We start from the raw sequence: 11498 nt of genomic DNA, 5'->3' as shown, positions 1-11498 counted from the left end.
AGATTTAGTAATGGCTTCATCAGAAAGAGATACGTCTGAAAACGAAATCCTCCAAAACAATTTAAATCCAGAGCAGATCTTTCCTTTTGCATTGGATGAATTTCAACTTAAAGCAATTGATTCACTCAATCAAGGGCACTCTGTAGTTGTAAGTGCCCCTACAGGATCAGGAAAAACACTAATAGGTGAGTATGCGATTTATAGGGCGATTTCTCATGGAAGTAAGGTGTTTTATACAACGCCTTTAAAAGCTTTATCTAATCAAAAGCTAAGAGACTTTAGAAATCAATTTGGTTCAAGCAATGTGGGTCTTTTAACAGGTGATTTAAGCCTGAATAGAGAGGCTTCGATTCTTGTGATGACTACTGAAATTTTTAGAAATATGCTGTATGCAGCAGCAGATAGAAATGATGACCCTTTGCTTGATATAGAAACTGTTGTTCTTGATGAATGTCATTACATGAATGATGCTCACAGAGGGACAGTGTGGGAGGAATCAATTATTCATTGTCCTAAATCAGTTCAGTTCGTTGCTCTTTCGGCAACCGTTGCCAATGCAGGTCAATTAACTGATTGGATTGAGCAAGTTCATGGACCTACAGATTTGATATCTAGTGATTTAAGACCAGTTCCACTGGAATTCAATTTTTGTAGTGCAAAAGGACTTCATCCATTACTCAATGATAAAGGAACTGGATTACATCCAAATTGTAAAATTTGGCGCCCAACAAAATCACATAAGAAGAGAGGACGCTTATCCAAGCCTACTCAACCTGAAGCTCCTTCACTGGGCTTTGTGATATCAAAGTTGGCAGAAAGAAACATGTTACCCGCTATTTATTTCATATTTAGTCGTCGTGGTTGTGATAAGGCTGTGAAAACGATAGCTAGTACTTGTTTAGTGAACCAAGAAGAAAGAAAATCAATTCAAGATCGATTTGAAAAATATGTAATTTTAAATTCAGAAGGTTTAAGAGATGATTTACATATACAAGCTTTATTTAATGGGGTCGCATCTCATCACGCAGGAGTTCTTCCCGCCTGGAAAGAATTGATTGAGGAATTATTTCAAGAAGGATTGATAAAGGTTGTTTTTGCAACTGAAACCTTAGCTGCAGGAATCAATATGCCGGCGAGAACCACAATTATATCTACTTTGTCGAAGAGATCAGATAATGGACATCGTCAATTAATGGGGAGTGAATTCTTACAAATGGCTGGTAGGGCCGGAAGAAGAGGCCTTGACTCTAGAGGCTATGTGGTCACTTTACAAACTCGATTCGAAGGGGTTCGAGAAGCTGGTCAATTAGCTACAAGCCCAGCCGATCCACTTATTAGTCAATTCACACCTAGCTATGGCATGGTATTGAATCTATTACAGCGTTATGAGTTAGATAAATCAAAAGAATTGATAGAAAGAAGCTTTAGTAGATACTTGGCGAGCTTGGATTTAGTTGAAGAAGAAGAAGAGTTATCAAGATTAAAAGAAGAGTTTAAAGAGTATAAAAATTTTGCAGAAGACATACCATGGTCAGATTTTGAAAGATATGAAAAAATAAAAAGTCATCTTAAGGAAGAAAGAAGACTATTAAAAATTCTCCAAAAGCAATCAGCAGACACCTTATCTAATGAATTGATCTCAGCCTTAGAATTTGCAAATAATGGAACCCTCATAAGTCTGAAGACATCACAATTGCGAGGAAAAGTTACACCTGCAGTCATTATTCAAAAAATACAAAAAAGAGATAGACACACTCAATTGTTATGCTTAACAGATGAAAACATTTGGATACTTATTGCTTGTAAGGAAGTTGTTAGTCTTTATGCTGACTTGACTTGTTTAGACGTATCACATCTTACGACTCCTGAAATTAGTAGACCAGGTGAGATACATCACGGAGATTCACTAAGTAATGAAATAGCTTCAATGATTTCAAATTTGGCTCAGAAAAATGATATGAGAACAGCTCAATATGATCTTGCTAGTGAGGTTTTATCTCAAGCTAAATTAGTTAAATCTCTGGATGATGAATTATTGATTCAGCCAGCTCATCGATGGGGGGATAAGAAAAAATTAAAGAGACATAGACGAAAAATGGACGAATTGGGTATTGAAATACATGAACGTGAGGAGATGCTTTACGACAGGTCGAATCGTCACTGGGAAACTTTCTTATCGCTAATTAAAGTACTAAACCACTTCGGATGCTTGGATGATTTAAACCCTACTGAGATCGGCAGGAGTATTGGATCTCTGAGAGGTGAAAATGAGTTATGGTTAGGCTTGGTTTTGATGAGTGGACATCTTGATGAACTAACACCAACAGAATTAGCTGGAGTTGTTCAGTCAATTGCTACAGAAGTCAATCGCCCTGACCTATGGTCTGGATTTATTCCAAGTGCAGTTGCGGACGAAGCATTTAATGATTTATCAAATATTCGAAGAGAATTGTTTAGAGTTCAAGAACGATTTGGTATAGAAATTCCAATCTTATGGAGTTCAGAGTTAATGGGTTTAGTAGAGGCATGGGCTAGAGGAAGTTCTTGGACGGATCTAATTTCAAATACTTCTTTAGATGAGGGAGATGTAGTAAGAATTCTTAGAAGGACAAATGATTTACTTTCACAGATTCCCTATTGCGAGTCTGTGAGTAGACAACTCAGAAATAATGCTAAGGCAGCGATGAAATTAATGGATAGATTTCCAGTTCGTGAAGCTGAAGATATTAATCAAGCAAAAGAAAAAAATCATGAACTTACTAATCCAGCGACTGAAAGACATAATGGAGATTAAAAAAACTTTTTTTCAATCACTTCCAATCATTGATTTTGGACTCATGAGTTTATCAAATTCTTCTTGATCAAGATAATTTAATTGACTGGAAGCTTGTCTTAGACTTAGATTCTTTTCATGGGCTAGTTGAGCAATTTTACTTGCTTTTTCGTATCCTATTGATGGAGATAAGGCGGTTACCAACATCAAAGAATTGTCTAGAAATTGTTTGATTTTTTCTTTATTAGGTTGAATACCTTCAATCATATTCTCTCTGCAACTCTTACAGGCATTTTGAATAAGGTTGATACTTGTTATAATGTTGTAGCCAATCAGTGGTTTATAGACATTCATTTGTAGATGTCCTCCACTTCCTGCGATCGATACTGAGGTGTCCATGCCAATTATTTGCGTACACACCATTGCCATGGCTTCGCATTGAGTAGGATTAATTTTCCCTGGCATTATTGAGCTACCAGGTTCATTGGCTGGAAGCTGTAGTTCTGATAATCCAGCTCTTGGTCCACAAGATAAAAGTCGAAGATCATTAACAATTTTGAGAAAAGTGACGGCTAGTAATTTTATTTGAGACATTATATTTACAAGACCATCATGACTAGCCATGATGGCAAATTTATTAGCTGCAGTTTTAAAAGGTAAATTTGTTTGTTTGGCTATTTCAAGAGCGATTAAATTATCGAAATCCTTAGGAGTATTAATCCCTGTACCAATAGCGGTTCCTCCAAGTGGAAGCGGATAAAGTTCCTCGATGTTGATTTCAATGCGTTTTAAAGCAGTCTCTAATTGAGAAGCCCAAGCAGAGACTTCTTGTCCAAGAGTTAGAGGTACTGCATCTTGAAGATGGGTACGTCCTATTTTTATAATATCTTTCCATTCTTTACTTTTTTGATGGAATACATCAATGAGTTTGGTTAATTCAGGTATTAATGTGTCTTTTAAGGTGACTATTGTGGCTATTTGGATTGCAGCTGGAAAAACATCGTTTGTTGATTGAGAGCAATTGACATGATCATTGGGATGTATTGGCTTATGACTACCTAACGTATTATTTGAACGTTTTGAAGCTATATTGCTGATCACCTCATTGACGTTCATATTTGTTTGAGTACCACTGCCTGTTTGCCAAACTCTCACTGGGAATTGATCATTATGTTTTCCTTCAATAATTTCTAAACTTGCTTCGGTAATAAATTGAGCAGTTTCTGTAGTTATTAAACCTAGATGATTGTTTACATGAGCAGCAGAGGCTTTTATTTGGGCAATTGCAAAAATAATCTCGAGTGGTATGACCTCATTCCCGATAGCAAAATTCAATATTGAGCGTTGAGTTTGAGCTCCCCATAGCGCATCATTTGGAACATCAATTGAACCTAGGCTATCTTTCTCAAGTCGTTTCATGTTGGACATTGATATTGGGTTGAGAATTTTTAAGTTTCCTAAGGAATAGAAAATTATAAATATAGATTTTGATTAAATCTAGTTCTTTTACCTTTTTAGAGTGTATTCACTGATATTAATTGATTCAGATTTTAAAGTTATATGCCAAGTCTTTCCCAAATAACTCTCAAATTTGATTGATGTAATTCGGTTGAGAAGCAATCAGAGAGTTTTTCAGTAGAGAGACTATTCATTACCTCTGGGTCATTCTCAAGGTTCTTTTTGAAATTTCCTTCGGGTTGATTCCAGGCTGAATGAGCATTTTTTTGAACTAATCGATAAGAATCTTCTCTACTCATTCCATTCTCAACTAAAGCCAAAAGTACTCTTTGACTAAACACTACTCCTCCATAAATGTTCAAATTTTTCAGCATATTATTTGGATATACTCCAAGACCTTTAATTATTGCGGTCATTTCTGTGATCATGAAATGAAGAGTAATAGATGTGTCTGGCAGCATTAATCTTTCATTGGAGCTGTGGCTTATATCTCTTTCGTGCCATAGGGCTACATTTTCAAGAGCTGCAACTACATAACTTCTTAAAACCCTGGAAAGCCCACTTACCCGTTCACTACGTATGGGATTTCTTTTATGAGGCATTGCAGAGCTTCCTTTTTGGCCTTTAGCAAAGTTTTCCTCTACTTCAAGAACATCCGTTCTTTGAAGGTTTCTAATTTCTGTAGAAAAACGATCTAGTGAAGATCCAATCAAAGCAAGAATCTGCACATAATTAGCATGCCTATCTCTTGAGATAACTTGAGTGCTAGCAGTGTCACACTCAAGGTCCAAAAGTTCGCAAGTTATTCTTTCTATTTCTGGATCAGTATTGGCATAAGTGCCCATAGCTCCGCTGATTTGACCAACAGAAATATCTTTCTCAAGACTGTTTAGCCTATCTTTGTTCCTGAGAGTTTCAGCTAGCCATCCCGCCAACTTGAATCCAAAGGTAATAGGTTCTCCATGAATGGCATGAGAACGTCCAATCATTACGGTTTTTTTATGCTGACTTGCTAAATCTCTAATAGCTTCTTCAAGTAATAAAAGCTCTTTTCTTAAAAGTTTGACGGATGACTTTAATTGAAGTGCAAGACCAGTATCAAGGACATCGCTACTGGTCATTCCAACGTGAATGTAACGGCCAGCATCCCCAACATATTCATTTACATTTGTTAGAAAGGCAATTACGTCATGGCGAACTTCCTCCTCTATTTCGAGTATGCGTTCTGACTTGAATCTTGCCTTTGTTCGAATTGTTTCCATTGCACTTTGAGGGATTTTCCCTAATTTGCAATTAGCCTCACATGCGGCAATTTCAACATCAAGCCATGTTTGGTATTTGGCTTGATCAGACCAAATATTTCCCATCTCTGGGTTTGTGTAACGCTCAATCAAAGTGCTACAAAGTTAAAGGTTGCTATTAATTTAGATCCTCAAGGTCAAGCTGACTTGAGTCTATTGTGTTCAACTTCCCAATGGACATATCTTCCCCAAGCTTGCTGTCTTACCCTGCATCTTCCTCCTTTACAATCAATTACTTGAAAGGGAGGCAAATCATTTGGTTGATTTGCAAATATTGCAAAACTCCCTGGAGGTAGAAGTTCAAGCACTTCTCCAGTTTGTTTTTTTGAGGTTAGATGAAAATGACCATGGCTAGATAGCTCATTTTCATTGGTTGGATGCCTGAGCTTTTTAGACAAAACCATATGGTCAGTTGAATAGATTCTCTATTGAAAAAGAGGATAAGCACGAGTTCTGCGGTTTTTGTTCCGTTTCCTGTTTGTTTTTGTAAACAAATGACTAAAAAATCGCGATTAGATCTTCACTTGCTGACTAAAGGGTTGGTGAAAACACGTCAAGAGGCTCAGAACCTTATCAGAGCTGGCAAAGTTAAAACAATTAACGGTCAAATTCTTGATAAGCCAGGCCAAGAAGTTTTAAGAGATCTTGAGATAGAAGTTACGCAGCCCTTGAGATATGTATCTAGAGGGGGTGAAAAGTTGGCTGAAGCGTTTAATCAATTTCCTCTAGATATTAAGAATAGGATTTGTTTAGATGCTGGGATTTCAACTGGTGGTTTTACAGATTGTCTTTTACAGCAAGGAGCGGCAAAGGTTTATGGAGTTGATGTTGGCTATGGTCAGACTGCATGGAGTATTAGAAATGATCCAAGAGTGGTTCTTTTGGAACGAACCAATATTAGGCATTTAACTCCTGAAAAATTATTCAATGATGGAGACCCAATACCAGATTTCGCAGTAGCTGATTTATCTTTTATCTCTCTTAAAATTGTTTTACCGAGTATCAAATCTCTTCTTCAATCTGACCGGTCTGAGTTGTTGGTATTAGTGAAACCTCAATTTGAGGTTGGCAAAGATAAAGTTGGCAAAGGTGGAGTGGTTCGTGATCATTCGCTACATGCTGAGGCTGTAGAGGGTGTGGTTAACGAATCTAAAAAATATGGATGGAATCCGAAAGGGTTAATTGCATCGCCTTTAAAAGGTCCTGCTGGTAATCAAGAATATCTTCTTTGGATGGGTGATGAGGTAAAAGGCAATATTGAACTCGAAAAATTATTTAATGTTTTTTGAGATTAAAGAGCTATTTCGTTCCTGTCGCCCGTTCTTATTCGAACAACGGAATCAATTGGGCTAACAAAAATTTTGCCATCTCCGATCTCTCCTGTCTTGGCTGCATCAGCAATAGCTTTTAAAACAATTTCAGATTTTTCATCAGGAACTACTACCTCAACTTTGAGCTTTTGAAGAAACTCAACGGTGAATTCTGATCCTCTATATCTCTCAACTTGTCCTTTTTGTCTGCCAAACCCTCTTACCTCGCTTACAGTCATGCCAACTATACCTGCATTTACTAATGCAATCTTTACATCCTCCAGCTTAAAAGGTCGGATTATTGCCTCTATCTTTTTCATGTCGATGTAAGTAGCTTCAAGAATCTTAGATAGTTTTTATCAGATTTTGTCTATTTGAATTAGAGAATTGATGAAATTTACATTTAGACCAGCATTTTGGGCATCTCCACCAAGCATTTCTGCATCTTGTCTAGGAAGTATTACTTGCCCATTACTGATTGATTCCCAGTGTTCAGATTCAAAATGAGTTTGTAGCCAAAGGATTCCATGAATACTAGTTGGTTTTATTTGAGTTCCATTTCGTTTATTAGAAAGACTTATGTCCATGTAAAACCTTTAGTTATATCCATTAGGGGGGATAGCGAAGATAAGTTTTGTACCCAATGATACAAATCAGCTTTTTGGAATCATTTCGCTATTTTTAGATTAAAAGAATTTATTTAAAGTTTGAATTTTTAATCAAGCTTTTATGTAGTGTGAGTTTTAAATGCAGTTAAAATGTGATTAGACAAGAAAAAGACATCAAAGATGAAATTATGTATGGGGAGAGGGAAATAGAGGCTGGGAGTTTAATTTGTTTCCCAAATCCAAATATTAATAGAGATTATGAGATTTCAATAGATTTCCCTGAATTTACCTGTAAGTGTCCTTTTTCGGGATATCCTGATTTTGCAACTTTGAAAATTAAATATCAACCAAATACTAAGGTCATAGAATTAAAGGCAATTAAACTTTACTTAAATAGCTTTCGAGAAAAGAAGATATCTCATGAAGAAGTTACGAATAAAATTATCGATGACTTTGTTGAAGTTTCTGATCCTAAGTGGATGCAATTAGAAGCTGATTTCAATCCTAGAGGTAATGTTCATACAATCATTAGAGTCTGTCATGGGAAAAGAAATAATTTAGAGCTAAGTCTCTAAAAAACTAATAAGATTCGGCAATTCTTTTGAAAGACCAGAGAGATTTCTATTACTTAATCCACCTATATAAATCATAGATTTTTCATTTTCATGTAAGACCCAGATTTTTTTAGTTGAAATAATACTAAGTGAACCACCAATAAGTATTATCGCAAAACTTAAATATACAAAAGGTACTCCAGGGTCGTGCTTTAAAAGTAATCCACTACTTGGGATTATATTTATTATCTTTATTAAAGCTCCTTTGACTTTTTCTTCCTTATTTATAATTAACTTTGTCAGTAGTGTTCCATCATTATCATAAATATTTACTGGTCCTAATTCACTATCTACGGTTAATAAAATCTGGTTTTTACCATCTTTATTAGTCGGTATAATTGTCCCCCAAACTTGTTCACCCAGCTCAGAAATGGGTTTTATTGGAATTTGTAATTTCGGACTATTATCAATTTTAATAGTTATTGCTGCTAAAGACCAGTCAGCTTGATATAATGTTAGACCTTTGTACCTTAGTGGATAATTAACACTAATTTCTTTTGATTGATTATTACCATTTGGCTCAATAACATTGACTATAGATTTATATTGCTCAGCTCTTCCTTGAGGGTCTCTTTCGATTTGAAACTTTTGCAATTCAATGGTTAACCCTTTCTCTTCATTATTGTTCAATAAATCTATTGATCTACCAGGAGCTAAAAATTTTTCTATGGTTTTTCCATTTAATGATCCGTATGTTGCCCCTATCATTAATAGGATCATGCCTAGATGAATTAATATAGGTCCTAATCTACCTATTACTCCTTGGCGAGCAGCTATTCTTCCATCTGTTTCTTTTACATTCCAACCTTGTTTTTTTAAATTAAGTTTAATTTTCTCTAAGCTCTTTGCGCAATTATTAGTCACTATTGTTTGAGCAACAGAAAGCTTTGCTATTTGACTAGGTGATTTGTAATCTATCCAGTTTAATGCTGATTTAAGTATCGGTAATTGTCTCCTGAAGCTACAAACTGAAAGAGCTAAACCTAGCCATATAAGTAAGAATAAAAACCAAAAACTTGTATAAACATGATCGAATTCAAAAAGTAGTAATATTTTTGCATTAATTATTCCAAGAAAAGGATTCTTATTGAAATTATCGTAATAGAATTGATTTGATTCTTGTTGTGGTATTAAAGTCCCGGCTGCGCATGAAACAGCTATTACTAATAAAAGTAATATTGCAATTTTTAAGCTAGAAAGCCAGTTTAAAACTTGGCTGATTTTTTTCATCTATTTTATATCCAAATAGAAAGTAGGCTTATTAGACCAATGGTTAACAAAATGACTCCGCTAATTGGTGGAACCCATTTCCCAATAGGTCGCAACGATAATAATTTTGGAATACTTGCTGCAAATGTACCTGCTACAAATAAAGGAACAATTTGTCCAATCGCAAAACTTCCAAGAAAAATCGTGCCGCTTAGAGGATTTCCTTGTTTGGCAACCCAAGCGAGAAGAACTGCAAGAACAGGAGTAGTGCAGGGCGATGATGCTAATCCAAAAGCAAAACCTGCTGAAACTGGAGCGAATGCAGAAGGAACTTTATTTTTCCAAATTTCAGGGTCAGGACCAGATGGAAGTGAGAATTTCAAAATCCCAAGCAGATTAAGACCCATAATTATTGCTAAAAAACTAATGAATATTGAAAAGAAACCTGGTAATTGACCATAAATTTTTCCTAAGAACCCGCTTAGACTTCCTAATACAACTAGTGAAAAAACTATACCGCTGCAGAAACTAATCGTTTTTTGTAAAGGGTTTTGGTTATTTTTAAATCCAGCTAAATAAGCAACTGTGATTGGTAAAAGTGATAATGAACAGGGCCCCAAGCTAGTCAAGAGTCCTCCAGTGAAAACTATCAGAATTGTTAGGGGAGTTGGATTATTGAGCCCATTATTAATTAACTGCTCGCCATGACGAGTCAAATCAGAGAAAATTAAATTTATATGAGAAATGTTCAAAAAGAGACTTTCCACTCTAAATTCTTTTTCCAGATTATCTAGCTAAAAGTCTATTTGAGGGATTTTTAATTAATAATTCTGAAGATTCAATAGAGGATCTGACCAATAGGGCAGCTATTAGTAAGCTTGAAATTAATGAGTTTCCCCCATAGCTAACCATAGGGAATGGAAGGCCCGTGGTAGGCATTGCTCCTGATGAAACTGCTATATGCATAATTGATTGGCCAACAAGAATAGTACCTGAACCAATAGAGATTAGTTTAGAATAATTGTTTCTACAATTAAGAGATATTTTCAGGGTTAAGTATGCAACTACAAGCAGAAATGATAAAAGTAAAACTGATCCAAAGAATCCAAATTCTTCAGCAAAAACAGCAAAAATAAAATCAGTACTCCTGTAGGGTAAGTATTGTAATTTTTGCATAGAAAGACCATAACCTTCTCCTAATAGACCACCTGAACCAATAGCATAAAGACTCTGAATTAATTGATATCCACTTCCTTGTGGATCTTTCCAAGGGTCGATAAATGACATGACGCGGTTTTGTTGATAGGTATTAAAAAAAATGCTTGTTGCACCAATAAAAAAACCAGATATAGCGGTGTTAAAAAGATTTCGGAATTTAATACCGGATGCTAATGCAATCATCCAAAGTAATATCCCTATTAATGCAGCTGTGCTTAAATTTGGCTGCTTTATGATTAATACAAGAATAGAGGCAAAGATAGTTAACCAAAAAATTTTTTTTTCTGAATTTATTCTTTCCCATTGACCAAAAAGCTTTGCACTTTGGAGAATGATGAAAGGTTTTATTAACTCAGATGGTTGAATTTGGACTGGGCCGATAATCAACCATCGAGTAGAACCATTAACGGTGCTACCGAAAAAGCTTGTTGATGCAATTAGAACCATACCTATAAAAAGGCACGGTCCTGATAGTTTAAGCCAATTTTTTAGATTGATATTTATAGCTAGGTAGAAAATGCTCCAACTTGCGACCAGCCAAATTAGTTGTCTTTTTATGTAATAAGCACCTTCACCCATTTCTCTAGTTGCTACCCACCAACTAGCTGATCCGAGGATAAAGATTCCTGATATGCTCCAAAAGGCGATTAATCCCATGATCAAGCGCCCCTCCTTTGGCCAAAAAGACCAGGGCAATGGAAGTATTTTGTTGCTTAATAAATTATCCAGATAATCTTTTGATTCAAAAGTATTTTTCCTTCTGGTTTTTGAATGAATTTTCTTATTAGAAATATTACTCAAAGGATCTTTTGCTTATAAACCATTGAGCCGCTTAATTGCCATCTTGCCAAGTCTTTAAATGTAGTTGGTGTAATTTTTTATCGAATTTCAGAAAATTCAAGAAGATTTTTATTATTTCAAATTTAATTGTTAGTTTTTAGAGACAAAATAAAATAATAGATGAATTTTTAATTATTAAATTACATATCATCAGGATTAGAAATGTA

11 protein-coding genes are annotated in these 11498 nt (G+C 35.4%); 3 read left to right on the top strand and 8 right to left on the bottom strand.

Annotated elements, in window-relative coordinates:
- Positions 1-10 precede the first annotated feature (10 nt).
- Positions 11-2794: a DEAD/DEAH box helicase gene (locus PMN2A_RS08225; RefSeq protein WP_011295343.1), complete on the top strand. Its 2784-nt coding sequence runs from the start codon at positions 11-13 to the stop codon at positions 2792-2794.
- Between the two features lie 12 nt (positions 2795-2806).
- On the opposite strand, the gene PMN2A_RS08220 is transcribed toward PMN2A_RS08225, so the two are convergent.
- The 3 genes from PMN2A_RS08220 to PMN2A_RS08210 all read right to left on the bottom strand — a co-directional run bounded on the left by PMN2A_RS08220 (position 2807) and on the right by PMN2A_RS08210 (position 5936).
- The gene (locus PMN2A_RS08220; RefSeq protein ID WP_011295342.1) at positions 2807-4201 is read right to left on the bottom strand and encodes a class II fumarate hydratase; all 1395 of its coding nucleotides are present in this window, start codon (positions 4199-4201) and stop codon (positions 2807-2809) included.
- A gap of 128 nt (positions 4202-4329) precedes the next feature.
- Entirely contained in the window at positions 4330-5625 is a 1296-nt protein-coding gene (gene purB / locus PMN2A_RS08215; protein ID WP_011295341.1) for an adenylosuccinate lyase, read from the bottom strand.
- Positions 5626-5669: 44 nt separating this feature from the next.
- A complete protein-coding gene (locus PMN2A_RS08210; protein WP_011295340.1) occupies positions 5670-5936 on the bottom strand; it encodes a hypothetical protein in 267 nt (88 codons plus the stop codon).
- Between the two features lie 90 nt (positions 5937-6026).
- Here PMN2A_RS08210 and PMN2A_RS08205 point away from each other — a divergent pair, with 90 nt between their 5' ends.
- Positions 6027-6821, top strand: coding sequence for a TlyA family RNA methyltransferase (locus tag PMN2A_RS08205; protein ID WP_011295339.1), 795 nt, complete (start codon positions 6027-6029; stop codon positions 6819-6821).
- Between the two features lie 2 nt (positions 6822-6823).
- On the opposite strand, the gene PMN2A_RS08200 is transcribed toward PMN2A_RS08205, so the two are convergent.
- Together PMN2A_RS08200 and PMN2A_RS08195 are read right to left on the bottom strand one after the other, a co-directional pair.
- A complete protein-coding gene (locus PMN2A_RS08200; protein ID WP_011295338.1) occupies positions 6824-7162 on the bottom strand; it encodes a P-II family nitrogen regulator in 339 nt (112 codons plus the stop codon).
- Positions 7163-7201: 39 nt separating this feature from the next.
- Positions 7202-7429, bottom strand: a complete 228-nt coding sequence (locus PMN2A_RS08195) for a hypothetical protein (RefSeq protein WP_011295337.1) — start codon at positions 7427-7429, stop codon at positions 7202-7204.
- Positions 7430-7638: 209 nt separating this feature from the next.
- Between PMN2A_RS08195 and queF the strand changes: the two genes are divergently transcribed.
- Positions 7639-8025 carry a preQ(1) synthase gene (queF, locus tag PMN2A_RS08190; RefSeq protein ID WP_041711271.1) on the top strand — a complete coding sequence of 129 codons (387 nt, stop codon included), beginning with the start codon at positions 7639-7641 and terminating at the stop codon, positions 8023-8025.
- On the opposite strand, the gene PMN2A_RS08185 is transcribed toward queF, so the two are convergent.
- The 3 genes from PMN2A_RS08185 to PMN2A_RS08175 are packed head-to-tail and all read right to left on the bottom strand — an operon-like array spanning position 8014 to position 11292.
- Positions 8014-9294: a cytochrome c biogenesis protein ResB gene (locus PMN2A_RS08185; protein WP_011295335.1), complete on the bottom strand. Its 1281-nt coding sequence runs from the start codon at positions 9292-9294 to the stop codon at positions 8014-8016. The genes queF and PMN2A_RS08185 overlap by 12 nt on opposite strands.
- Before the next feature lie 5 nt (positions 9295-9299).
- The gene (locus PMN2A_RS08180; protein ID WP_011295334.1) at positions 9300-10040 is read right to left on the bottom strand and encodes a cytochrome c biogenesis CcdA family protein; all 741 of its coding nucleotides are present in this window, start codon (positions 10038-10040) and stop codon (positions 9300-9302) included.
- 19 nt (positions 10041-10059) lie between these two features.
- Positions 10060-11292: an FtsW/RodA/SpoVE family cell cycle protein gene (locus tag PMN2A_RS08175; RefSeq protein WP_011295333.1), complete on the bottom strand. Its 1233-nt coding sequence runs from the start codon at positions 11290-11292 to the stop codon at positions 10060-10062.
- Positions 11293-11498: the final 206 nt, after the last annotated feature.

It is taken from the genome of Prochlorococcus marinus str. NATL2A (assembly GCF_000012465.1).
In the GTDB taxonomy this organism is placed as follows: Bacteria; Cyanobacteriota; Cyanobacteriia; order PCC-6307; family Cyanobiaceae; genus Prochlorococcus_B; species Prochlorococcus_B marinus_B.
Note: the sequence above shows the minus strand (reverse complement) of the source record. Positions and strands in the feature narration are given on the sequence as shown.

Coding starts and splice junctions, on each gene's coding strand:
- PMN2A_RS08195 (WP_011295337.1), bottom strand. CDS start 7,429: ATGGACATAAGTCTTTCTAATAAACGAAATGGAACTCAAATAAAACCA.
- PMN2A_RS08205 (WP_011295339.1), top strand. CDS start 6,027: ATGACTAAAAAATCGCGATTAGATCTTCACTTGCTGACTAAAGGGTTG.
- PMN2A_RS08185 (WP_011295335.1), bottom strand. CDS start 9,294: ATGAAAAAAATCAGCCAAGTTTTAAACTGGCTTTCTAGCTTAAAAATT.
- PMN2A_RS08220 (WP_011295342.1), bottom strand. CDS start 4,201: ATGTCCAACATGAAACGACTTGAGAAAGATAGCCTAGGTTCAATTGAT.
- PMN2A_RS08210 (WP_011295340.1), bottom strand. CDS start 5,936: ATGGTTTTGTCTAAAAAGCTCAGGCATCCAACCAATGAAAATGAGCTA.
- queF (WP_041711271.1), top strand. CDS start 7,639: ATGTATGGGGAGAGGGAAATAGAGGCTGGGAGTTTAATTTGTTTCCCA.
- PMN2A_RS08225 (WP_011295343.1), top strand. CDS start 11: ATGGCTTCATCAGAAAGAGATACGTCTGAAAACGAAATCCTCCAAAAC.
- PMN2A_RS08200 (WP_011295338.1), bottom strand. CDS start 7,162: ATGAAAAAGATAGAGGCAATAATCCGACCTTTTAAGCTGGAGGATGTA.